The sequence below is a fragment of the Streptomyces sp. NPDC091972 genome, from assembly GCF_044756385.1.
Taxonomy (GTDB): domain Bacteria; phylum Actinomycetota; class Actinomycetes; order Streptomycetales; family Streptomycetaceae; genus Streptomyces.
Genome location: NZ_JBIVSV010000012.1, coordinates 182,591 through 206,030, shown reverse-complemented (window position 1 = coordinate 206,030; position 23,440 = coordinate 182,591). Strand labels below are relative to the sequence as shown.

Annotated in this window: 19 protein-coding genes and 1 riboswitch; of the genes, 11 read left to right on the top strand and 8 right to left on the bottom strand. The window is 71.8% G+C overall.

Annotated features, from left to right (window positions below; genetic code table 11):
* Positions 1-76 precede the first annotated feature (76 nt).
* Positions 77-1,243 carry a citrate synthase/methylcitrate synthase gene (locus ACIQJT_RS31315; protein WP_402649198.1) on the top strand — a complete coding sequence of 389 codons (1,167 nt, stop codon included), beginning with the start codon at positions 77-79 and terminating at the stop codon, positions 1,241-1,243.
* Positions 1,244-1,412: 169 nt separating this feature from the next.
* Here ACIQJT_RS31315 and ACIQJT_RS31310 read toward each other — a convergent pair whose 3' ends face one another.
* Both ACIQJT_RS31310 and ACIQJT_RS31305 read right to left on the bottom strand, forming a co-directional pair.
* Positions 1,413-1,649, bottom strand: a complete 237-nt coding sequence (locus tag ACIQJT_RS31310; protein WP_402649195.1) for a hypothetical protein — start codon at positions 1,647-1,649, stop codon at positions 1,413-1,415.
* Between the two features lie 150 nt (positions 1,650-1,799).
* Positions 1,800-2,348: a DUF6082 family protein gene (locus ACIQJT_RS31305; protein ID WP_402649192.1), complete on the bottom strand. Its 549-nt coding sequence runs from the start codon at positions 2,346-2,348 to the stop codon at positions 1,800-1,802.
* 321 nt (positions 2,349-2,669) lie between these two features.
* Here ACIQJT_RS31305 and ACIQJT_RS31300 point away from each other — a divergent pair, with 321 nt between their 5' ends.
* Positions 2,670-3,749: a CobW family GTP-binding protein gene (locus ACIQJT_RS31300; protein WP_402649189.1), complete on the top strand. Its 1,080-nt coding sequence runs from the start codon at positions 2,670-2,672 to the stop codon at positions 3,747-3,749.
* Here ACIQJT_RS31300 and ACIQJT_RS31295 read toward each other — a convergent pair.
* Entirely contained in the window at positions 3,746-6,199 is a 2,454-nt protein-coding gene (locus ACIQJT_RS31295) for a DNA topoisomerase (ATP-hydrolyzing) subunit A (RefSeq protein WP_402649186.1), read from the bottom strand. The genes ACIQJT_RS31300 and ACIQJT_RS31295 overlap by 4 nt on opposite strands.
* A 333-nt stretch (positions 6,200-6,532) precedes the next feature.
* Here ACIQJT_RS31295 and ACIQJT_RS31290 point away from each other — a divergent pair, with 333 nt between their 5' ends.
* The 4 genes from ACIQJT_RS31290 to ACIQJT_RS31275 all read left to right on the top strand — a co-directional run bounded on the left by ACIQJT_RS31290 (position 6,533) and on the right by ACIQJT_RS31275 (position 11,331).
* Positions 6,533-7,933, top strand: a complete 1,401-nt coding sequence (locus tag ACIQJT_RS31290; protein WP_402649183.1) for a M16 family metallopeptidase — start codon at positions 6,533-6,535, stop codon at positions 7,931-7,933.
* Positions 7,930-9,318, top strand: a complete 1,389-nt coding sequence (locus ACIQJT_RS31285) for a pitrilysin family protein (RefSeq protein ID WP_365456519.1) — start codon at positions 7,930-7,932, stop codon at positions 9,316-9,318. Before ACIQJT_RS31290 ends, ACIQJT_RS31285 begins: the two co-directional genes overlap by 4 nt.
* A gap of 199 nt (positions 9,319-9,517) precedes the next feature.
* Positions 9,518-9,681: riboswitch (cyclic di-AMP (ydaO/yuaA leader) on the top strand.
* A 13-nt stretch (positions 9,682-9,694) separates the two neighbouring features.
* Positions 9,695-10,447: a M23 family metallopeptidase gene (locus ACIQJT_RS31280; protein ID WP_402649180.1), complete on the top strand. Its 753-nt coding sequence runs from the start codon at positions 9,695-9,697 to the stop codon at positions 10,445-10,447.
* 188 nt (positions 10,448-10,635) lie between these two features.
* Entirely contained in the window at positions 10,636-11,331 is a 696-nt protein-coding gene (locus tag ACIQJT_RS31275; RefSeq protein ID WP_365456525.1) for a GntR family transcriptional regulator, read from the top strand.
* Positions 11,332-11,457: 126 nt separating this feature from the next.
* On the opposite strand, the gene ACIQJT_RS31270 is transcribed toward ACIQJT_RS31275, so the two are convergent.
* The gene (locus ACIQJT_RS31270) at positions 11,458-11,739 is read right to left on the bottom strand and encodes an HPr family phosphocarrier protein (protein ID WP_020139189.1); all 282 of its coding nucleotides are present in this window, start codon (positions 11,737-11,739) and stop codon (positions 11,458-11,460) included.
* A 196-nt stretch (positions 11,740-11,935) separates the two neighbouring features.
* Here ACIQJT_RS31270 and ACIQJT_RS31265 point away from each other — a divergent pair, with 196 nt between their 5' ends.
* Genes ACIQJT_RS31265 through ACIQJT_RS31250 form a run of 4 tightly spaced genes read left to right on the top strand, consistent with a single transcriptional unit; the run spans position 11,936 to position 17,317 of the window.
* Positions 11,936-14,773 (top strand): GNAT family N-acetyltransferase, encoded by a 2,838-nt coding sequence (locus tag ACIQJT_RS31265; protein WP_402649175.1) that lies wholly within the window; start codon positions 11,936-11,938, stop codon positions 14,771-14,773.
* Positions 14,774-14,815: 42 nt separating this feature from the next.
* A complete protein-coding gene (locus ACIQJT_RS31260; RefSeq protein WP_123992071.1) occupies positions 14,816-15,412 on the top strand; it encodes a DUF5998 family protein in 597 nt (198 codons plus the stop codon).
* Positions 15,412-16,605 carry an alkaline phosphatase family protein gene (locus ACIQJT_RS31255; protein ID WP_402649172.1) on the top strand — a complete coding sequence of 398 codons (1,194 nt, stop codon included), beginning with the start codon at positions 15,412-15,414 and terminating at the stop codon, positions 16,603-16,605. Before ACIQJT_RS31260 ends, ACIQJT_RS31255 begins: the two co-directional genes overlap by 1 nt.
* Positions 16,606-16,657: 52 nt before the next feature.
* Positions 16,658-17,317: a thymidine kinase gene (locus ACIQJT_RS31250; protein ID WP_280848863.1), complete on the top strand. Its 660-nt coding sequence runs from the start codon at positions 16,658-16,660 to the stop codon at positions 17,315-17,317.
* An 18-nt stretch (positions 17,318-17,335) separates the two neighbouring features.
* Here ACIQJT_RS31250 and ACIQJT_RS31245 read toward each other — a convergent pair whose 3' ends face one another.
* Positions 17,336-18,127 carry a VOC family protein gene (locus ACIQJT_RS31245; RefSeq protein WP_402649168.1) on the bottom strand — a complete coding sequence of 264 codons (792 nt, stop codon included), beginning with the start codon at positions 18,125-18,127 and terminating at the stop codon, positions 17,336-17,338.
* Positions 18,128-18,418: 291 nt separating this feature from the next.
* On the opposite strand from ACIQJT_RS31245, the gene ACIQJT_RS31240 reads away from it, so the two are divergent.
* Positions 18,419-19,276, top strand: a complete 858-nt coding sequence (locus ACIQJT_RS31240) for a sulfurtransferase (protein WP_402649165.1) — start codon at positions 18,419-18,421, stop codon at positions 19,274-19,276.
* A 58-nt stretch (positions 19,277-19,334) separates the two neighbouring features.
* Here the strand turns inward: ACIQJT_RS31240 and sepH are convergent, their stop codons facing one another.
* The 3 genes from sepH to ACIQJT_RS31225 all read right to left on the bottom strand — a co-directional run bounded on the left by sepH (position 19,335) and on the right by ACIQJT_RS31225 (position 23,318).
* Entirely contained in the window at positions 19,335-20,369 is a 1,035-nt protein-coding gene (gene sepH / locus ACIQJT_RS31235) for a septation protein SepH (protein ID WP_365456542.1), read from the bottom strand.
* Positions 20,370-20,800: 431 nt separating this feature from the next.
* Positions 20,801-22,120 carry a D-arabinono-1,4-lactone oxidase gene (locus tag ACIQJT_RS31230; protein WP_402649162.1) on the bottom strand — a complete coding sequence of 440 codons (1,320 nt, stop codon included), beginning with the start codon at positions 22,118-22,120 and terminating at the stop codon, positions 20,801-20,803.
* Entirely contained in the window at positions 22,080-23,318 is a 1,239-nt protein-coding gene (locus ACIQJT_RS31225) for an MFS transporter (RefSeq protein ID WP_365456548.1), read from the bottom strand. The genes ACIQJT_RS31230 and ACIQJT_RS31225 overlap by 41 nt, the downstream gene beginning before the upstream one ends.
* Positions 23,319-23,440: the final 122 nt, after the last annotated feature.

Sequence of the window (23,440 nt, the reverse complement as noted above, 5' to 3'; positions counted from 1 at the left end):
AGTGCACATTGATCGGATCAATATTGACAGGAAATGAGTCAACCATGGACAGTCGAATCAAGTCCAGGGAGGAATCATGTCGGTCAACAGATCCGCAACCACACTCGTCGAGGTACCGCGAGGACTCGCCGGCGTCGTCGTCACCGACACCGAGGTCGGGGACGTGCGGGGGCGCGAGGGGTTCTATCACTACCGCCAGTACTCGGCCGTTGAGCTCGCGCAGACCCGTGGTTTCGAGGACGTCTGGCATCTCCTGGTCCACGGTGAACTGCCGGACGCCGGACAGGCCGAGGCGTTCCGAGCCGAGACCGCGCGGCTGCGGCGGCTCCCCGAGGAGGTCCGCGCCGCACTGCCGGCCGTCGCGGCGGCGAGCGGGAGGTCGGGGCCGCTGGCCGGCATGCGCACCGCGTTGTCGCTCCTCGGGGCGGCGAAGGGGTTCCGGCCGGTGTACGACATCGACCCGGAGGAGCGGCGCCGGGACACGCTCGTGGCGGCCGCCGCGGTGCCGACGCTGCTCACCGCGCTCCACCGGCTGGGCAAGGGGCTCCAGCCGGTGGAGCCGCGAGAGGATCTCTCGTACGCGTCGAACTACCTCTACATGTTGACGGGTTCGGAGCCGGAACCCCCGCGGGCCCGGGCGGTCGAGCAGTACTTGATCTCAACCATTGATCACGGCTTCAATGCATCGACCTTCACGGCACGGGTCATCGCGTCGACGGGCGCGGATGTGGTGGCGTGCCTCGTGGGGGCCGTAGGGGCCTTGTCCGGGCCACTGCACGGGGGAGCGCCGAGTCGGGCCCTGGACACCCTGGACGCGATCGGCACGCCCGACCGGATAGACCCCTGGATCCGTGAGCGGGTGCTCGCCGGTGAACGGATCATGGGCTTCGGTCACGCGATCTACCGCACGGAGGACCCGCGTTCCCGGATGCTCCGGGAGGTCGCCCAGCGGTTCGGCGGGCCCCGGGTGGACTTCGCCGTCGAGGTGGAACGCCGGGTGGAGGCGATCCTGGCCGAGCTGAAGCCGGGGCGGGAACTCCACACCAACGTCGAGTTCTACGCGGGCGTGGTCATGGAGCTGTGCGGGCTGCCGCGGGAGATGTTCACGCCCACGTTCGCGGCGGCGCGGGTGGTGGGGTGGAGCGCCAACATCCTCGAACAGGCGGCGGACCCGAAGATCATCCGACCGGTGGCGCGGTATGTGGGGGCGGAGGCGCCGGTGGCGGTGCCGGTGATGGCGTAGACGAGCGTGGGGCCCGGTGCCGTTCTGGCGCCGGGCTCACTGGGGGAGGGGAGCAGTGGCCGGATCGTCGATCTGCTCGGTCGGGCCCCGGTGTCGCTGGTCGATGGAGGCGGCGGGGCGAAGTGCCACGGGGCACGAGCGAGGGTGACTCAAGTGCCCTTGGCGGGACTCACGCGTCCGGGATGTCGGCCTTGGCGCGCAGCAGGGTCTCCCGGCTCACCACCACGATCCGCTCGTAGTCGGCGCGTGCCGCGTCGGGCGGGAGCTGACCGTCGAGCGCCGCAGTGGCCTCGGTCCCGATCACGGCGAAGTTGCCGTCACTCAGCTCGAAGATGTCGGGACAGGTGTCGCCGCTCATGCTCCCGCGTTCCCTGGGAGAGGCACCAATGCGACGCACGATTCTCAAGGGGGTCCCCGTTCTCACGATGTGGGTGTTGGGCGGGGGACAGGTTAGTCCCACCGCACCCCCCTGTTGTCACACCCGGCGTCCACCTGTTGAGACGGTCTACGCCAAACGGATCTGCCGCCCGGGTGATTCTCCTTGCCCCAACTGGGCTCATTCGACGGGAGGTTCACCCACCACCCACCACTCGTCCGTGTCGGCCTCGTCCAGATCGCGAATGAGGTTGTCCACCATCCGGCCGATGCGACCCTCCTCCGAGTCGTCCTTGAGGCTCGCGCGGTGCGGGCGGGTGGACTCCCAGTACCTGCGGAAGAGAGCACTCCGGCAGAGCACCCGCAAGTGGCCGTGCAGTTCCTCGAGCGTCGCGACACCGACGCGGAAGCCGAACAGCGCGTTGGAGTAGAGGGCGTTCGCGAACAGATGCTGCCGGAGGTGGGTCGGCGACTCCACCTCGAAGGTGCTCAGCACCTGGGCCAGCTCGGGATCGTCGATGGCGCGCTCCAGGAGGCCGAGCTGAAGCCTCTGGTAGTCCACCAGGGCGGCGCGGAACTCGCCGGTCCCGAGGGCTTCCTCGGGGTGGCGTCGCGACCCCTTGCGCCGTCGGCGGCGTGCGGTCAGCGTGGTGAGGACTCCCGCGGTGAAGGCGACCCCCGCCGCGAGCACGGAATCCAGCCCCGGCTTCCCAGATTTCTGTGTGGCCATGTCATCCCCGATCCAAACGGCCGTCCGCCGGTCGTCGGGGTGCGGGTCGACTGATGGGGACCGGCGAGCGGTGGGCGGCGCTTGCCGTCTCCCAGGGTGCCGAGCGGCTCTGATCGGCGGGGGAGGCGGAGAGGAGGCGCACGGAGGGAAGTGAGGGTCGCACGAACCGGCGCCTTCCCCAACGTCTGCCCCGCAAGCGCTGCTAACAATCGTTCACTTCGAGGGGATTGTTCCGGCTCGTATCCTGGTCCGGCATTCCCCCCACGTATGTGCGCCGGGACCGCGATCCGGTGCACGCAGCAGCGCGAAAGAGGTCGTACGTTGAGTCAGCCGAGCGGGAGCCCCCGGCAGATCCCGGTCGTCGTGCTCGCCGGGTTCCTGGGTTCCGGCAAGACCACGCTCCTCAATCATCTCCTGCACCGCAGCGGCGGCAGCCGTCTGGGTGCCGTCGTCAACGACTTCGGCGCCATCGAGATCGACGCCATGGCCGTCGCGGGCGCGCTCGGCGACTCCACCGTCTCCCTCGGGAACGGCTGCCTGTGCTGCGCCGTCGACGTCAGTGAGCTCGACGGCTGTCTCGCCAAGCTCGCCCGCCCGGAGGCCGGCATCGACGTCATCGTCATCGAGGCCAGCGGGCTCGCCGAGCCGCAGGAACTGGTCCGCATGGTGCTCGCCAGCGAGGAGCCCCACATCGTCTACGGCGGTCTAGTCGAGGTCGTCGACGCCGCCGAGTTCGACGACACCCGCGCCCGGCACCCCGAACTCGACCGGCATCTCGCCCTCGCCGACCTCGTCGTCGTCAACAAGCTCGACCGGGCGGCTCCGCAGGACGCCGAGCGCGTTCTGGCGGTCGTCCGGTCACTCGTCGACCGCGCCGCCGTCGTCCCGGCCACCTACGGCCGCATCGACCCCGAGTTCCTCTTCGACTGCCGACCCGACGAGGAGCGCGTCGGACAGCTCTCCTTCGACGATCTGCACGAGCACACCGACGAGCACGGCCACGAGGACCACCTGCACACCGGCTACGACAGCGTGTCGTTCCGTTCCGACGTGCCCATGGACCCCCGCCGCCTCATGGCCTTCCTCGACAGCAGGCCGGAGGGGCTCTACCGGATCAAGGGGTACGTCGACTTCGGGCCGTACGACGTCCGCAACCGTTACGCCGTCCATGCCGTGGGCAGCTTCCTGCGGTTCTACCCCGAGCCGTGGGGCGCCGGGGAAGACCGGCAGACCCAGCTCGTCCTCATCGGCCGCGGTATCGACTCCCACGCGCTGCACAAAAAACTGGGGGAGTGCGCGCAGGACGCCCCGCACACCGCCGACGAGGCCGGCATGTGGGGCGTCCTGCGCTTCGTCCAGGGCACCGAGGAGGAACCCGGGGAAGCAGGGGAACCGGCCTAGACCGGGCCCGCCACCACCGAGACCGTCTTCGCCAGGGACACGCCCGAGCCGTCGCGGCGCGGGTCGATCTCCGGGAGGTCGGCCGGGGTGCCGTTCTTCTGCGCGGCACGGGCCGGGACGGCGCCCGCCCAGGCCAGGGACAGGCAGTCCTCGCCCTTCAGGAACCGCTGGCAGCGCACACCACCCGTGGCGCGGCCCTTGCGCGGGTACTGGTCGAACGGGGTCAGCTTGGCGGTCGTCTGCACCGAGTCGTCGAGCGTGCCGCGCGAGCCCGCGACCGTGAAGACGACCGCGTCCGCCGCCGGGTCCACCGCGGTGAAGGAGATGACCTTCGCGCCCTCGGCGAGCTTGATGCCCGTCATACCGCCCGCCGGACGGCCCTGCGGACGGACCTGGGACGCCTGGTAGCGCAGGAGCTGGGCGTCGTCGGTGATGAAGACCAGGTCCTCCTCGCCGGTGCGCAGTTCCACCGCGCCGACGATCCGGTCGCCCTCCTTGAGCGTGATGACCTCCAACTCGTCCTTGTTGGACGGGTAGTCGGGGACCACGCGCTTGACGACGCCCTGCTCGGTGCCGAGCGCAAGGCCGGGCGAGGACTCGTCCAGCGTGGTGAGGCAGACCAGCGTCTCGCCGTCCTCCAGGGAGACGAACTCCGCCAGCGGGGCACCGCCCGAGAGGTTCGCGGCCGACTCCGGGAGCTGCGGCAGGTCGATGACGTTGATCCGCAGCAGGCGGCCCGCCGACGTCACCGCGCCGACCTCGCCGCGCGCGGTGGCGGGCACCGCCGAGACGATCACGTCGTGCTTGGCGCGCTTGCCGCCGGCCTCCTCCGGGAACGGCTCGCCGTTCGCCGTACGGGCCAGGAGCCCCGTCGAGGACAGCAGCACCCGGCACGGGTCGTCGGCCACCTGGAGCGGCACGGCGGCCACCGGGGCCGTCGCTCCGGCCTCCAGCAGCACCGTGCGCCGCTCGGTGCCGTACTTCTTGGCGACCGCGGCCAGTTCGGCGGAGACCAGCTTGCGCAGCTCGGCGTCCGACTCCAGGATCCGGGTCAGCTCCGCGATCTCCGCGTTGAGGCGGTCCTTCTCGGACTCCAGCTCGATGCGGTCGAACCGGGTCAGGCGCCGCAGGGGCGTGTCCAGGATGTACTGCGTCTGGATCTCGCTCAGCGAGAAGCGCTCGATCAGGCGCTCCTTCGCCTGCGCGGAGTTGTCGCTGGAGCGGATGATGCGGATGACCTCGTCGATGTCGACCAGGGCGGTGAGCAGGCCCTCGACCAGGTGCAGCCGGTCGCGCCGCTTGGTGCGCCGGAACTCGCTGCGCCGGCGCACCACTTCGAAGCGGTGGTCGAGGTAGACCTCCAGGAGCTCCTTGAGGCCGAGCGTGAGGGGCTGCCCGTCGACCAGCGCCACGTTGTTGACGCCGAAGGACTCCTCCATCGGCGTCAGCTTGTAGAGCTGCTCCAGGACGGCCTCCGGCACGAAGCCGTTCTTGATCTCGATGACCAGGCGCAGGCCGTGGGCGCGGTCGGTGAGGTCCTTGACGTCGGCGATGCCCTGGAGCTTCTTCGCGCCGACCAGGTCCTTGATCTTGGCGATCACCTTCTCCGGGCCGACCGTGAAGGGCAGCTCGGTGACGACCAGGCCCTTGCGGCGGGCGGTCACCGTCTCCACCGAGACCGTGGCACGGATCTTGAAGGTGCCGCGGCCCGTCTCGTAGGCGTCACGGATGCCCGTGAGACCGACGATCCGGCCGCCGGTGGGCAGGTCGGGGCCCGGGATGTGCTTCATCAGGGCGTCCAGATCCGCGTTCGGGTAGCGGATCAGGTGGCGGGCGGCCGCGATGACCTCGGTGAGGTTGTGCGGCGGCATGTTGGTGGCCATGCCGACCGCGATGCCCGAGGCGCCGTTCACCAGGAGGTTGGGGAAGGCGGCGGGCAGCGCGCCCGGCTCCTGCTCCTGGCCGTCGTAGTTCGGGGCGAAGTCGACCGTGTCCTCGTCGATGGACTCCGTCATCAGGCTCGCGGCCTCGGCCGCGCGGCACTCGGTGTACCGCATGGCGGCCGGCGGGTCGTCGTTGCCCAGCGAGCCGAAGTTCCCGTGGCCGTCGATCAGCGGCACGCTCATCGAGAAGGGCTGGGCCATGCGCACGAGGGCGTCGTAGATCGACGCGTCGCCGTGCGGGTGCAGCTTGCCCATGACCTCGCCGACCACGCGGGCGCACTTCACATAGCCGCGGTCGGGGCGCAGGCCCATCTCGTTCATCTGGTAGACGATGCGCCGGTGCACCGGCTTGAGGCCGTCGCGGGCGTCGGGGAGCGCGCGGGAGTAGATGACCGAGTACGCGTACTCGAGGTACGAGCCCTTCATCTCGTCCACGACGTCGATGTCGAGGATCCGCTCCTCGTACGAGTCGTCGGGCGGCGGGGTCTTCGTGCTGCGGCGGGCCATCGCTGCCGGCTCCTCTTTTCTGGTCGCTCGCCTACGGGTCGCTCACGTCGGCCCTTTGGCTCACTCTTGCTGAAGCGTGAACGGGATCTGACGCGGACCATTGTGGACCGCGGCACTGACAGTCCGGGCAGGGCCCGGCGGTGCCGCCCGGGCCCGGGGGCCGCGCAGCGCCTCCCTCACGGTTGCCCGCAGGCTACGCGATCCGCTGTGGGCGTACGCGCCCCGGGAACTTCACCGAGGGTCCGCACGCTTGCATACAGTGGCAGGACCGGCAGGAAAACAGCTCCACAACCCGCGGTTTCCACGACCGCGACCGCGATCGAAGGGACGTACATGCCCATGGGTCACACGGCCACAGACCAGGCAGGCACCGGGGGCCTGACAGCGACCGAGCACCGCCTGGCCAACGGGCTGCGCGTGGTGCTCTCCGAGGACCACCTGACCCCGGTCGCGGCGGTGTGCCTCTGGTACGACGTCGGCTCGCGCCACGAGGTCAAGGGGCGTACCGGCCTGGCTCACCTTTTCGAGCACTTGATGTTCCAGGGCTCGAAGCAGGTGCACGGCAACGGTCACTTCGAACTCGTCCAGGGCGCGGGCGGCTCGCTGAACGGCACCACCAGCTTCGAGCGCACCAACTACTTCGAGACCATGCCGACCCACCAGCTCGAGCTCGCCCTGTGGCTGGAGGCCGACCGCATGGGCTCGCTGCTGGCCGCCCTCGACGACGAGTCGATGGAGAACCAGCGCGACGTCGTCAAGAACGAGCGCAGGCAGCGCTACGACAACGTCCCCTACGGCACCGCGTTCGAGAAGCTGACCGCGCTCGCCTACCCGGAGGGCCACCCCTACCACCACACCCCGATCGGTTCGATGGCCGACCTGGACGCGGCCACGCTGGAGGACGCGCGCGCGTTCTTCCGCACCTACTACGCGCCCAACAACGCCGTCCTGTCGGTCGTCGGCGACATCGACCCCGAGCAGACGCTCGCGTGGGTGGAGAAGTACTTCGGCTCCATCCCCTCGCACGACGGCAAGCCCGCCCCCCGCGACGGCTCGCTGCCCGAGATCATCGGCGAGCAGTTGCGCGAGGTCGTCGAGGAGGAGGTCCCCGCGCGCGCGTTGATGGCCGCCTACCGGCTTCCGCACGACGGCACGCGCGAGGCGGACGCGGCCGACCTCGCCCTCACCGTCCTCGGCGGCGGCGAGTCCTCCCGCCTCTACAACCGGCTCGTCCGGCGCGACCGTACGGCCGTGGCGGCCGGCTTCGGCCTGCTGCGCCTGGCCGGTGCGCCCTCCCTGGGCTGGCTCGACGTGAAGACCTCCGGCGACGTCGAGGTGCCGGTCATCGAGGCCGCCATCGACGAGGAGCTCGCGCGGTTCGCCGCGGAGGGGCCCACGGCCGAGGAAATGGAGCGCGCCCAGGCCCAGTTGGAGCGCGAGTGGCTGGACCGGCTGGGCACCGTCGCGGGCCGCGCCGACGAACTGTGCCGCTACGCCGTCCTGTTCGGCGACCCGCAGCTCGCCCTGACCGCCGTGCAGCGCGTCCTGGAGGTGAGCGCCGAGGACGTGCAGGCGGTCGCCAAGGCCAGGCTGCGCCCCGACAACCGCGCGGTGCTGGTCTACGAGCCGCTCACCCCGGCCGAGATCGCCGACAGCGCCGAGGAAGCCGCCGAGGACCCCGAGGCCGCGGCAACCGTGGAAGCCAGCGACGACAACGAGGAGGCGGCCAAGTGAGCGAGCTCGCCGCGATGGAGTTCCACCCGCAGCCGCAGGCGGGCGAGCCCAAGGTCTGGGCCTTCCCCGCCCCCGAGCGCGGGACGCTCGACAACGGCCTGACCCTGCTGCGCTGCCACCGCCCCGGCCAGCAGGTCGTCGCCGTGGAAGTGCTCCTGGACGCACCCCTGGACGCCGAACCCGCCGGCCTGGACGGCGTCGCCACGATCATGGCCCGCGCCTTCTCCGAGGGCACCGACAAGCACTCGGCCGAGGAGTTCGCCGCCGAGCTGGAGCGCTGCGGAGCCACCCTCGACGCGCACGCCGACCACCCGGGCGTCCGCCTCAGCCTCGAAGTGCCGGCCTCCCGCCTCGCCAAGGCGCTCGGTCTGCTGGCCGACGCGCTCAGGGCGCCCGCGTTCGCGGACAGCGAGGTCGAGCGGCTCGTCCGCAACCGCCTCGACGAGATCCCGCATGAGCTGGCCAACCCGTCCCGCCGTGCCGCCAAGGAGCTCTCCAAGGAGCTGTTCCCGGCGGACTCGCGCATGTCGCGCCCGCGCCAGGGCACCGAGGAGACCGTCGGGAACATCGACTCCGCGGCCGTACGCGCCTTCTACGAGAAGCACGTGCGGCCCGCCACCGCGACCGCCGTGGTCGTCGGCGACCTCACCGGCATCGACCTGGACGCGCTGCTCGCCGACACGCTCGGTGCCTGGACCGGTTCCCCGGCCCAGCCGCGGCCCGTGCCGCCGGTGACCGCCGACGACACCGGCCGCGTCGTGATCGTGGACCGCCCCGGAGCCGTCCAGACCCAGCTCCTGATCGGCCGTATCGGCGCCGACCGGCACGCACGCGTGTGGCCCGCGCAGGTGCTCGGCACGTACTGCCTCGGCGGCACCCTCACCTCCCGCCTTGACCGCGTCCTGCGCGAGGAGAAGGGCTACACCTACGGCGTACGGGCGTTCGGCCAGGTCCTCCGGTCCGCGCCGGACGGCTCGGGCGCCGCGATGCTCGCCATCAGCGGCTCCGTCGACACCCCGAACACCGGTCCCGCCCTGGACGACCTGTGGAAGGTGCTGCGCACGCTCGCCGAGGGCGGCCTCACCGACGCCGAGCGCGACGTCGCCGTGCAGAACCTCGTGGGTGTGGCACCGCTCAAGTACGAGACGGCCGCGGCCGTGGCGAGCACGCTGGCCGACCAGGTCGAGCAGCACCTGCCCGACGACTACCAGGCGACCCTGTACCAGCAGCTCGCCGCGACCGGCACCGTGGAGGCCACCGCGGCCGTCGTGAACGCCTTCCCGGTGGACCGGCTGGTGACGGTCCTGGTCGGCGACGCGGCGGCCATCAAGGAGCCCGTCGAGGCCCTCGGTATCGGCGAGGTCAAGGTCGTCAGCGCCGAGTAGCCGAGCACCGGCACGGGCGTGGAGGGGCCCTGGTGACGGCGGCGTCACCAGGGCCCCTTGATGTCCGAATTGGGTGGGAGGTTGCCTGTCTGCCCTGTGGGATGCGCTACAAACACCCTGATCCGTTTGGGTCCTGAAAGCCGCCCCGCTTAGCGTCTTGCGGGCTGTCCGTCAGGCACTGCGCCGCGCCCGCGGCACCGGACAGTCATCGCCGAGTCCCCGTACGGCGCGAGCCAGGGGAGCCGGGGACCCACACCACGTCCCTGGGGTGAATCGGACGCCCACGCGACCGCGAGGGGGTCCGTAGGAGACCTTCCTGCTCCGAACCCGTCAGCTAACCCGGTAGGCGAGAAGGAAGGAAAGGACCAGCCACCACATGGCGTTCACCTGCGCCACCGGGAAGCACCGCCGTCCCAGCCGCATGAAGCGCACCACCGCCCGCGCCGCGGGCGTCGCCGCCCTCGCCACCACCGGCGTCATCGGCACCATCGCCGCCCCGGCGCTCGCCGCCGAGAACTCCGTCGAGCAGACCGGCCTCATGCCCGTCGTCTCCGTCGGCGACTCCCTCGCGGACCAGCTCGACGCCCAGGCCGAGGCCCAGGCGCAGGCCGCCGCGCAGAAGAAGGCGGAGGCGGAGGCCAAGCGCAAGGCCGAGGCGCGTGCCAAGGAGATCCGCGAGGCCAAGGAGCGCGCCGCCCGCGAGGCCGAGCGCAAGCGCCTCAACGCCTTCGTCGCCCCGATCTCCGGCTCCTACGTCTCCACCGGCTACAAGAGCGGCGGCTCCATCTGGTCCTCCGGCAGCCACACCGGTATCGACTTCCACGCCGCCAGCGGCACCTCCGTGCACGCGGTCGGCCGCGGCACGGTCGTCGAGGCCGGCTGGGGCGGGGCGTACGGCAACAACGTCGTGATCAGGATGGCCGACGGCACGTACACCCAGTACGGCCACCTGTCGTCCATCGGCGTCTCGGTCGGCCAGTCCGTCACTCCCGGTCAGCAGATCGGCCTCTCCGGCGCGACCGGCAACGTCACCGGCCCGCACCTGCACTTCGAGGCACGCACCAGCCCCGAGTACGGCTCGGACATCGACCCCGTCGCCTACCTGCGCTCGCACGGCGTCGACGTCTGACGATCGCCCCGCGGCCTCCGCGAGAACCCCGGCTCCCCGAGCCGGGGTTTCGTCGTTTCCGGCACCCCGTTGTCCAAAAAATATCCCTGGATTCCGGTCCGCCGTCGGAAATTCCCGCTCATTGCAATAGAGTCACTGAACACACGTCAATCGGCGACGTTTCACGGGGATTAAGACGGAGGTCGGACATGCGTATTCCGGCGCACTCGGTATGCACGGCGATCCGGGACGACATCGTCGCCGGTGTCCACGCGCGCGGGAGCCGGCTCACCGAGGAACTGCTCGCCCGCCGCTACGGCGTCTCCCGGGTCCCCGTCCGTGAGGCCCTGCGCACGCTGGAGGCCGAGGGCTTCGTGGTGACCCGGCGGCACGCGGGCGCGTGCGTCGCCGAACCGACCGAGCAGGAGGGCGCCGACCTCCTGGAGATGCGCATGCTCCTCGAACCGCTGGGCGCCTCCCGGGCCGCCCAGCGGCGCACCGAGGCCCATCTGAAGGTGCTGCGCGGCCTGGTCAGGCTGGGCCAGGAGCGGGCCAGGCGGGGCAACAGCGACGATCTGCGCTCCTTGGGGGGCTGGTTCCACGAGACGCTCGCGCAGGCCACCGGCAGCCCGGCGCTGACCTCGCTGCTGACCCAGTTGCGGCACAAGATCGCCTGGATGTACGTCGTGGACGCGCCGGCCGACCCCGTGGAGTCCTGGGCGGAGCACGGCGCGATCGTGGACGCGGTGGCCCGCGGGGACGGCGAACGGGCGCGTGCGATCACGGCGCTGCACACCGAGCGCTCGGGCGCGGCGCACCGGCTGCGGTTCACCTCAGGACAGGACCGCGCGGACCGTGTGAGGAGTTCGCAACATCCCGTAAACGTGACGGGTGTGCGGCATTAACACGGGCACCGTATACAAAGAGGGAGTAATTCGCGGGGGCTCTTTCCGCTGCCCGTAAAAGGATAAAGCGAAGGGCCCGCCCGATAATTCGGACGAGCCCTTGCCTGCTTTTCAGGACACCCGTGCTCAGACGGTCTCGGGAAGTTCCTCGAGTCCCTCGGCGACCAGCTTCGCGAGCCGGTCGAGAGCCGCGTCCGCGCCCTCGGCGTCGGAGGCGAGGACGACCTCCTCGCCGCCCTGGGCGCCCAGGCCGAGAACGGCCAGCATGGAGGCCGCGTTGACGGGGTTGCCGTCGGCCTTGGCGATCGTCACCGGGATGCCTGCGGCCGTGGCGGCCCGGACGAAGATGGAAGCGGGGCGGGCGTGGAGGCCCTCGGCCCAGCCGACGTTGACGCGGCGCTCAGCCATGTGATGCTGCCCTTCGGTGTTCAGGGTTGTCTAGACCAGTTTCCCACACGTGAAGCGTCTCCCGGGAGGGCGTGCAGCCTCCCGGGGTGAGACGTCGGACCGCGGCCTCGGCCCGACTTCCGTCCTTGTGCGCTCTCGCGCGTTCTCCACAGACTGCCTCGCGCCGTTGTCGTACGCGAGCCGTACTCTGGGGCCCATGCAGAGCGCGTCGGACCGGCACGAGTACCCCGCCCACTGGGAGGCCGACGTGGTGCTGCGCGACGGCGGCACCGCGCGCATCAGGCCCATCACCGTCGACGACGCCGATCGCCTGGTCAGCTTCTACGAGCAGGTCTCGGACGAGTCGAAGTACTACCGCTTCTTCGCGCCCTACCCACGCCTGTCCGCCAAGGACGTCCACCGCTTCACGCACCACGACTTTGTGGACCGGGTGGGACTCGCCGCCACCATCGGCGGCGAGTTCATCGCCACCGTACGCTACGACCGCATCGGCGCCGACGGCATGCCCGCGTCCGCCCCCGCCGACGAGGCCGAGGTCGCCTTCCTCGTGCAGGACGCCCACCAGGGGCGCGGGGTGGCCTCCGCCCTCCTCGAACACATCGGCGCCGTCGCCCGCGAGCGCGGCATCCGGCGCTTCGCCGCCGAGGTGCTGCCGGCCAACGTCAAGATGATCAAGGTGTTCACCGACGCCGGGTACACCCAGAAGCGCAGCTTCGAGGACGGCGTCGTCCGCCTGGAGTTCGACCTGGAGCCCACCGACCGCTCGCTCGCCGTGCAGTATGCGCGCGAGCAGCGTGCCGAGTCGCGGTCCGTGCAGCGCCTGCTCACCCCCGGCTCCGTCGCGGTCGTCGGCGTCGGACGCGCCCCCGGCGGCGTGGGCCGCAGCGTGCTCGGCAACATCCGGGACTACGGCTTCACCGGCCGCCTGTACGCCGTGAACAAGGCCTTCCCCGAGGAGACGAAGGAGGTCGACGGCATCCCCGCGCACCGCTCGGTGCGGGACGTCGACGGCCCCGTCGACCTCGCGGTCGTCGCCGTCCCCGCCGAGCAGGTCCCCGAGGTCGTCGCCGAGTGCGGGGCCCACGGCGTGCAGGGACTCGTCGTGCTCTCGGCCGGGTACGCCGAGAGCGGCCCCGAAGGACGCGAGCGCCAGCGAGAACTCGTACGGCACGCACGCGCGTACGGCATGCGGATCATCGGCCCGAACGCCTTCGGCGTCATCAACACCTCGCCGGACGTCCGGCTCAACGCGTCACTGGCCCCCGAGACCCCCCGCCCCGGCCGGATCGGCCTGTTCGCCCAGTCCGGCGCCATCGGCATCGCCCTGCTCTCCCGGCTGCACCGGCGCGGCGGCGGTGTCACCGGCGTGACCGGCGTCTCCACCTTCGTCTCCGCAGGCAACCGCGCGGACGTCTCCGGCAACGACGTCCTCCAGTATTGGTACGACGACCCCGACACCGACGTCGTCCTCATGTACCTGGAGTCCATCGGCAACCCCCGCAAGTTCACCCGCCTCGCCCGGCGCACGGCGGCGGCGAAGCCCCTGGTCGTCGTGCAGGGCTCGGGCACCGCCCCGCAGGGCCACGCCGTCCGCGCCACGCGCCTGCCGCACGCGACCGTCTCCGCGCTGCTCCGCCAGGCCGGGGTGATCCGCGTGGACACCATCACCGAACTCGTCGACACCGGCCTCCTGCTGGCCCGCCAGCCGCTGCCCAGCGGACCCAGGGTGGCGATCCTCGGCAACTCCGAGTCGCTCGGCCTGCTCACCTACGACGCCTGCGTGGCCGAAGGCCTGACGCCCTCACCCCCGCTGGACCTGACCACCGCCGCCGCGCCGGAGGACTTCCACGCGGCCCTCGCGCGCGCGTTGGCCGACGACGCGTACGACGCGGTGATCGTGACGGCCATCCCCGCGGTCGGCGAGGGGTCCGCCGGCGACGCCGCCCTCGCCGAGGCGCTCAGGTCCGCCGCGGAGCAGGTCCCCGGCAAGCCGGTCCTCGTGGTCCACGTCGAGCTCGGCGGCCTCGCGGAAGCCCTGTCGGCCGCGACCAGCACCGCGCCCCAGGCCGCCGCCGGACCGCCGAAGATCCGCGCCGACCACCCGTTCCGCGCCCTGGACCGGCTGCGCGCCACCCAGGCCCCGGCGGAACCGCCCGCCCCCGGGAACAGCGACCGCCTCATCCCCGCCTACCCCGCCGCCGAGCGCGCGGTGCGGGCCCTCGCCGACGTCGTGCAGTACGCCCAGTGGCGCCGGGAGGCCGCCGAGCCCGGCAAGGTGCCCGAGTACGAGAACATCGACGAGAAGGGTGCAGCCGCCCTGATCGACGGCCTGCTCACCCGCGGCCAGGGACTCACCCTCGGCACCGAGGAGACCTGCGAGCTGCTCGCCAGGTACGGCATCCAGGTCCACCGCGCCCTGCCCGCCGCGAGCCCCGACGCCGCCGTCGAGGCCGCGGCCGCCCTGGGGTACCCGGTCGCCCTCAAGGCCACCGCCCCGCACCTGCGCCACCGCGCCGACCTCGGCGGCGTCCGCCTCGACCTCGCCGACGAGGAGCAGTTGCGGCGGGCGTACGCCGAGCTGACCGAGCTCTTCGGGCCGCCCGACGAACTGCGGCCCGTGGTGCAGGGGATGGCACCGCGCGGGGTGGACACCGTGATCCGGGCCGTCATCGACCCCGCCGCCGGCGCCGTGCTCTCCTTCGGGCTGGCCGGAGCCGCCTCGCAGTTGCTCGACGACACCGCGCACCGGCTGATTCCGGTCACCGACCGGGAGGCCACGAGCCTGGTCCGCGCCATCCGCACGGCTCCGCTCCTGTTCGGCTGGCGCGGTTCCACCCCGGTCGACACACCCGCGCTGGAGGAGCTCCTGCTGCGGGTGTCCCGGCTGGTCGACGACCACCCCGAGGTCGTCGCGGTCACCCTGGAGCCGGTCGTGGTCGCCCCGCGCGGCCTGAGCGTCCTCGGCGCCTCCGTACGGCTCGCGCCGCCGCCCGCCCGCGACGACCTCGGCCCGCGGACGCTCCCCGCGTACTGAGCGGGGGCGATCGGTGCCTCGCAGTCAGCGCGCCCCCGTAGGATGGACGTCATGGCCAAGACCAGTACGACGACCCAGGGGCTGCGTGCGGCGATCGAACGCAGCGGCTACTACCCGGCCCTCGTGGCCGAGGCGGTGGAGGCCGCCGTGGGCGGCGAGCCCATCCGGTCGTACCTGGTCCACCAGGAGACGACGTTCGACCAGAACGAGGTGCGGCGGCACGTGACCGTGCTCGTCCTCACCGGCAACCGCTTCATCGTGAGCCACACCGACGAGCAGAACGCGGACACCACCTCCCCGACGCCGTACGCCACCACCTCCACGGAGTCCGTGAAGCTCGGCCGGATCTCGTCGGTCGTGGTCAGCCGGGTCGTCGCCAACCCCGAGCAATACCAGCCCGGCACCCTGCCCCGCGAGGTCGTGCTGACCATCGGCTGGGGCGCGGTCTCCCGCATCGACCTGGAGCCCGCCGCCTGCGGCGACCCCAACTGCGAGGCGGACCACGGCTACACCGGAAACTCCACGGCCGACGACCTCAGCCTGCGGGTCAGCGAGGCGGGGGACGGCCCGGACACCGTGCGCCAGGCGCTCGCCTTCGCCCAGGCCATCTCCGAGGCGACCGCGGACGTCACCCGCTGATGGTGCAGCACGCCTGGGACCATCCCGAACCCCTCGCCCTCGACACCGCGCCCGTTCCCGAGTACGGCACCGGCTCCCTCGCCGACCTGCTGCCCACGCTCGCCGCCGGCATGGCCGTACCGGGCACCACCGCCGCGATCCGCGAGCTCACCCCCGCCGACCGGAACTGCGTGTTCCTGATCGACGGCCTCGGCTGGGAGCAGCTCAGGGCGCACCCGGACGAGGCGCCCTTCATGACGTCCCTGCTGGCCAGCTCGCGCGGCGGCACCGGCCGCCCGCTGACCACCGGCTACCCGGCGACCACCGCGACCTCCCTCGCCTCGGTCGGCACCGGCCGCCCGCCCGGCGCTCACGGCCTGCCGGGCTACACCGTGCGCAACCCGGACACCGGCGAGCTGATGAACCAGCTCCGCTGGCAGCCGTGGACCAAGCCGCAGGCCTGGCAGCCGTACCCCACCGTCTTCCAACTCGCCGACCGGGCCGGGGTGCACGCCGCCCAGGTCTCCTCGCCGACCTTCCAGAACACCCCCCTGACCAAGGTCGCGCTCAGCGGCGGAACGTTCCACGGACGGCTGTCCGGCGAGGAGCGCATGGACCTGGCGGCCGCGGAACTCGCCGGCGGCGACCGCTCGTTGGTCTACACGTACTACTCGGAGGTCGACGGCGCCGGCCACCGCTTCGGCGTCGACTCCGACACCTGGCGCGGCCAGCTCATGTACGTCGACCGCCTGGTGCAGCGCCTCGCCGAGCAACTGCCGCCCCGCAGCGCGCTGTACGTCACGGCCGACCACGGCATGGTCGACATCCCCTTCGACGAGCAGCACCGCATCGACTTCGACGAGGACTGGGAACTGCGCGCCGGGGTCGCCCTGCTCGGCGGCGAGGGCCGGGCCCGTCACGTCTACGCCGTGCCCGGTGCCGCGGGCGACGTGCTGACCTGCTGGCGTGAGGTCCTCGGCGAGCAGTTCTGGGTCGCCTCCCGGGACGAGGCCATCTCGGCGGGCTGGTTCGGGCCGCCGGACCACGTCGACGAGCGGGTGTACGACCGGATCGGCGACGTGGTCGCCGCCGCCCGCGACGACGTCCTCCTCATCGCCTCCGAGCGGGAGCCGAAGGAGTCGGCGATGGTCGGCAACCACGGTTCGATGACCCCCGCCGAGCAACTGGTACCGCTGCTCGAAGTACGCTCCTGAGGCCGACCCGGCCGCCCCGCCCCGCACAGAACCGAAAGGTGCTCGACCTCCCATGCCCGAGCTGGTGTTCTTCTCCGGAACCATGGACTGCGGGAAGTCCACGCTGGCTCTCCAGATCGAGCACAACCGTTCGGCGCGCGGCCTGACCGGCATGATCTTCACCCGGGACGACCGGGCCGGCGAGGGCAAGCTGTCCTCGCGGCTCGGCCTGGTCACCGACGCGGTCGAGGTCGAGGACGGCCAGGACCTGTACGCCTACCTCGTCGACCACCTCTCCCGCGGCGGCCGCGCGGACTACGTGATCGCGGACGAGGCGCAGTTCCTGGTGCCGGAGCAGATCGACCAGCTCGCCAGGATCGTGGACGACCTGGACCTCGACGTCTACGCCTTCGGCATCACCACGGACTTCCGTTCCAAGCTGTTCCCCGGCTCCCAGCGCCTGGTGGAACTGGCCGACCGGGTGGAGGTCCTCCAGGTCGAGGCGCTGTGCTGGTGCGGGGCCCGGGCCACGCACAACGCCCGTACGGTCAACGGCGAGATGGTCGTCGAGGGTGCCCAGGTGGTCGTCGGTGACGTCAACCAGGCCGACGACATCGGCTACGAGGTCCTGTGCCGCCGGCACCACCGCCGCCGTATGACCGCCGGCACGGCACGCGCGGCCGCCCTCTCCCCGGACGTGCTGCCGGTCCCGTCGGCCGGGGCGGGTTTCTGACCGGAGGCCGGCAGGGCCTCAGCGCGGGTCCTCGATCAACGAGAAACGCGCCCCCTCCGGATCCGCCACCGTCGCCACCCTGCCGTGCGGGCTGTCGTGCGGCGGGCGCAGCACATGACCGCCCAGCTCGACGAGGAGCCGCGTGGCGGCGGTCGCGTCGGCCACCTCGAAGTACGTCATCCAGTGCGGCCCCCGGTCACGGGGGAGGGCGTGCCCGACGCCGTGCAGACCGGCCACGGGACGACCGCCGCTGTGGAGGGTGACGTAGTCGAAGTCGGCGGAGACCACCGGCTCGCCCTCGCAGCCGAACACCGTCTCGTAGAACTTCATCACGCTCACCGTCTCGAAGGTGAGCAGCTCGTGCCACGCGGGTGTACCCGGGACCCCGGCGACGGACGTGCCCAGGTGGGCCGCCGCCTGCCACACCCCGAAGACGGCACCGGACGGGTCGGAGCCGATCACCAGCCGCCCGGCGTCCCCGGCGTCCAGCGGGCCCACGCCCACCGTGCCGCCGCACAACCGCACCGACTCGGCCGTCAGGTCGATGTCGTCGGAGGCGAAGTAGGGCGTCCAGGCGATCGGGAGCTGGCGGTCGGGCGGCAGTTGGCCGATCCCGGCGACCTCCTGGCCGCCCAGCAGGGCCCGGACGTAGGGCCCGAGCTGCTGCGGTCCCGGCACGAACTCCCAGCCGAACAGCGATCCGTAGAACTCCTGGGTCGCGGCCGTGCCGTGCACCATCAGACTCACCCAGCAGGGCGTACCGGGCGTGTGCCGAGCGGGCGGGGCGGCCGACCCCCTTGCCTCGGTCATCGTCACTCTCTCCTCGGCCCCTCGCGGTGGCCGTGTCGTGTCCGTGGTCCGGACCTCCGTGCCGATGCTCGCACCACCCGCGGTCCCGCGCGCTCCGGGCGCGCCGGGCGGCCTCCCGTGTCGGGGTGCCGGTCGCACGGCTGTCTGACCGTTGCCGCGCGACGGCCGACGGATGTCGATCGGCGGTACAGCATGTGCCCGTTCCCGTACGCATGGTGACCGGGCCTGTCCGGCGGAGCAGAGTAGCCGGACCTGGACGACGCGGCCACCCCGTGCGCGAGGATGGTGGCCATGAACGCCATCATCTCCGCATCCGAACTCGCGAGCGACCTGGCCGGCCCCCACCCGCCCGTCCTGCTCGACGTCCGCTGGCAGTTGAGCGTGGCCAAGGCGGCCGGCGAACCGCCCTTCGACGGCCGGGCCGAGTACGCGGCCGGGCACATCCCGGGCGCCGCATACGTCGACCTGGACCGGGAGTTGGCCGGGCCGGCCGGCGGCGGTGGCCGGCATCCGCTGCCCGACCTCGCGGAGTTCGGCGCCGCGATGCGCAGGGCGGGTGTCTCCTCGAACAAGCCGGTGGTCGTGTACGACGGCGGACAGGGCTGGGCGGCCGCCCGCGCGTGGTGGCTGCTGCGCTGGACGGGTCACCCGGACGTGCGAGTCCTCGACGGCGGGTTGCCGTCCTGGCAGGGGCCGATCCAGTCCTCGGTGCCGGGTCCCGCCCTCGCCGAGGGCGACTTCGTGCCGGTGCCCGCGACGGCCGGTCTGCTGGACGCCGACGCGGCCGCGGCGCTGGCCCGCTCGGGGGTGCTGCTGGACGCGCGCGCGGGGGAGCGGTACCGCGGCGAGGTGGAGCCGATCGACCGCGTCGGCGGCCACATCCCGGGCGCCCGGTCCGCGCCCACCACGGACAACGTCGGCCCGGACGGCCGCTTCCTGCCCGCGGAGGAACTGAACGCCCGCTTCAAGGCGCTCGGCGCCACCGACGGCACCGAGGTCGGCGTCTACTGCGGTTCCGGCGTCTCCGGCGCCCACGAGGTCCTGGCCCTGGCGGTCGCGGGCATCCCGGCGGCGCTGTACGTCGGTTCGTGGTCGGAGTGGTCCTCGGACCCGGAGCGGCCGGTCGCGGTGGGCCCCGACCCTCAGTAGCGGACAGCGGAAGGGCCCGCCTCTGCAAGAGACGGGCCCTCACGGCCGGCAGGACCGGCTACTCCTGCTTCTTGCGGCGGGTGCCGAACACGATCTCGTCCCAGCTCGGGACCGCCGCTCTGCGGCCCGGGCGGACACCGTCGGCCTCGGCCTGACGGTCGGTCGCACCGATGAGGCGGTCGCGGTGGCTCGCCACCGAACGCGGCATGAGGACGTCCGCGTAGGCGGAACCGGCCGAGGCCGCGGGAGCCGGCGGCTCCTCCACCTCGGGCTCCTCCTCCAGGGCGGGCGGTTCCTCGATGCTCGCCGTCTCGGAGGGCCGCTCCGGTACGACCATGTCGCCCCGGAAGCTCGGCACCGCCTCCAACAGGCTGGTCAGCGAGTCCCGTTCAGCGACGACCTCCTCGGCCGGCTCGGCCGGGGGCAGGCTGGGCCGGTCGAGGGCGCGGTCCAGCGGACGGTCGCGCGGCAGCCGTGCGATACGCGGCACGAACGGGAAGCTGGGCTCCGGCGCGCCGAGGTCCTCGGACTCGCCGATCAGCGAGCGGGCCTCCTCGTCGACGGCCTGGACGAGCCGCCGGGGCGGGTCGTAGGTCCAGCTCGCCGAGTGCGGTTCGCCCGCGACGCAGTAGACCAGCAGCACCTCCCAGGTGCCGTCGTCACGACGCCACGAGTCCCACTGGACGGTGTCCTTCTCGGCGCCGCGCAGCAACAGCCGCTCCTGCACGGCCTCGCCGAGCTGGGGTCCGGCGTTCTCGCCGGGCCGGCGGACCGGGGTCTTGCGGGCCCGTTCGGCCATGAAGGCGCGCTCGGCGAGCACGGGGCCCTCGAAACGCCGTACACGGTCGACGGGGATGCCTGCGAGCTGGGCTACCTCTTCCGCGGTGGCACCGGCGCGTATACGCGCCTGGATGTCGCGGGGACGGAGATGGCTTTCGACCTCGATCTCGATCTGGCCGAGGCGCGGACGGTCGCCGCGCACCGCTGCGCGCAGCCGCTCGTCGATCGGAAGCGTGTACTCCGTTGAGTCGGCAGCCTTCAGCACCAGCCGTGTGCCGTCATTGGAGACGGCCACGACACGCAGTTCGGGCATGGGGACCTCCCGGGTGGTGCCTGCCGACGTCACGTGCGTCGCTGCTTCCGCTAGTCGAGTGTGGCCTGCCCGGGTGCAGCCTGCCACAACCTTGCCGAGTTGCCCGGCGTGTCGGGCACGGGCCCTGGATCGCCGTTATGGCACGGTTACCTATTCGCAACGCTAAGTGACCAACTCCGTCACCCTGTGCAACTAGCCCCCTCCCGGCCGCCCTTGAAGGCCACGGACGCCCTGGCGGGAGACCGGACCCAGGGCTCGCAACAGTACTCCATTTGGGCCACGTGCGTGGATTGGCGCGCCACTCAACTTCGTTCAAGAAACGCTGCCCGGCCCTTCGTTGAGCGGATTCCGCGATCTTGAACGTGGTGTACTTCACGGAATCACCAGAAACGGAACTATCGGCTTCGGACTTATGTCCGGCCACCGTCCGCTTATGCCCCCAACACCCTGCGCAGATAGTCGTTCTGGAACCGCCGGTCGGGATCGAGCCGGTCCCGGAGCGCGGTGAACTCGCCGAAGCGAGGGTAGACACCGTCGAAGTACTCGGCGTCACGCGTGTGCACCTTGCCCCAGTGCGGGCGCCCCTCGTGCGCCGTGAAGATCCGCTCCGCGGCCGTGAAGTACGCCTGGTACGGAGTCCCCTTGACCATGTGGACGGCGATGTACGCGCTGTCGCGGCCCGATGCGGTGGACAGCGTGATGTCGTCGGCGGGCGCGGTGCGCACCTCGACCGGGAAGCTGACCCGCAGCCCGGAGCGGTCGACCACCGCCTTCAGTTCGCGCAGCACCCCGACCACGGCCGCGCGCGGCACGGCGTACTCCATCTCCACGAAACGCACCCGGCGCGGCGATGTGAAGACCTTGTACGGGATGTCGGTGTACGTCCGCGCCGACAGCGCCTTGCTGGAGATCCGCGCGATCGAGGGGATCGTGCCCGGTGCCGCCCGGCCGACCCACTGGGCCACCTGGAAGACGCCGTTGGAGAGGAACTCGTCCTCGAACCAGCCCTGGAGCTGCGGCACCGGCTTCTCCGGGCCCGCGCTGCGGTTGTTGCGCTTGGTGTTGGTGGAACCGGTGTGCGGGAACCAGTAGAACTCGAAGTGTTCGTTCTCGGCCCAGAGTTCGTCGAACGCGCTGGTGACCTTGTCGAAGCTCATGGGCTCCTCGCGGGCCGTGAGCAGGAAGACCGGCTCGACGGCGAACGTGATCGCGGTGACGATGCCAAGGGCGCCCAGGCCGATCCGGGCGGCCGCGAAGACCTCGGGGTTCTCCTTCTCGGAGCAGGAGAGCACCGAGCCGTCGGCGGTGACCAGCTCCAGGCCCCTGATCTGGGCGGCTATCGAGCCCGACTCCCGGCCCGTGCCGTGGGTCCCGGTGCTGGTGGCTCCCGAGACCGTCTGCTCCATGATGTCGCCCATGTTGGTGAGCGACAGGCCCTCGCGCGCGAGAGCCACGTTGAGCCTCTTGAGCGGGGTACCGGCCTCCACCGTGACCGTCATGGCGTCCCGGTCGATGTTGCGGATGCCGGTCAACAGTTGAGGGCGGATCAACACGCCGTCGGTCGCGGCGATCGACGTGAAGGAGTGCCCGGTGCCGACCGCCTTCACCCGGAGACCGTCCTCGGCCGCCTTCCGCACGGCAGCGGCCAGCTCGTCGACCGAGGCGGGCGTGACCTCCCGCGCGGGACGCGCGGTGACATTGCCGCCCCAGTTACGCCACGTGCCGTTCCTCGCGCTCGCTGCCGTGCTCAACGCTGCCTCCCCGACGTGGAGCCGGCCTCTTGAGCCGGCGGTACCCCAGCAAACCGACCACGACCGCGACGGCCCCGGACACCGCCGGAACCCCGTACCCGGCACGTGCCCCGGCCGCGTCGATCACCCAGCCGGCCACGGAGGAGCCGAGCGCGACCCCGACCGCGAGCCCGGTACTGATCCAGGTCATGCCCTCGGTCAGTTGCGCGCGTGGTACGTGCTGCTCGATCAGGGACATCGTCGTGATCATCGTGGGAGCGATGGACAGGCCCGCAACGAACAGCGCCACGGCCAGAAACGGCAAGTTCCCGACCAGTAGGAGGGGGATCATACTCACGGCCATCGCGCATATGCCCAGCAGCCAGCGAGGTTCGGGACGTCCCCCGAAGTGCAGCAGCCCGAACACGAGGCCCGCCACGCACGACCCCGCCGCGTAGAGGGCGAGCACGACGCTCGCCGCCGCCTTGTGGCCCTGCTCGTCGGCGAAGGCCACGGTGACCACGTCCACCGCCCCGAAGATCGCCCCCGTCGCCACGAAGGTGGCCACGAGGACCTGGAGACCCGGCGAGCGCAGCGCCGTACGGCCGCCGTCCTGCTCGCGCGGGTGCGGGGCCGGCTCGGTGGCCCGCTGCGCGGTCAGCCAGAACACGCCCACCGCCAGGAAGCAGGCGGCGAGCAGCGGACCCGCCTCCGGGAACCAGGCCGTGGACAGCCCGATGGAGATGATCGGCCCGAAGATGAAGCAGACCTCGTCGACCACCGACTCGAAGGAGTACGCGGTGTGCAGCTGCGGGGTGCCCCGGTACAGGGCCGCCCACCGCGCGCGGATCATCGCGCCGAGGCTCGGCACCGAGCCGATGCCCACGGCGCACACGAACAGCACCCAGTCCGGCCAGCCGAAGTGCGCCGCGAGCAGCATCCCGGCGGACGCCGCCAGCGCCACGAGCGTCGCCGGGCGCAGCACCCGGCGCTGGCCGTGCAGGTCCACCAGCCGGGAGACCTGCGGGCCGATCGCCGCGGCGGCCAGCGCGATGGTCGCCGACAGCGAGCCCGCGAGCCCGTACCGGCCGGTGAGCTGGGAGATCATCGTGACCACGCCGATGCCCATCATCGACAGCGGCATCCGGCCGACGAAGCCCGCGGCGGCGAAGCCCTTGGAGCCGGGGGCGGCGAAGAGGGCGCGGTAGGGGCTGGGCACAGGGGTCTCCGGTCGGCCGACGAGCAGCGGCTCGTGCAGGTAAGGCGCGAATGCGCCTCATACAGCTTACGGGTGAGCGGCGCCGACGCACCCGCCCGGGCGCCCGGGAACCCGGCCGGCCA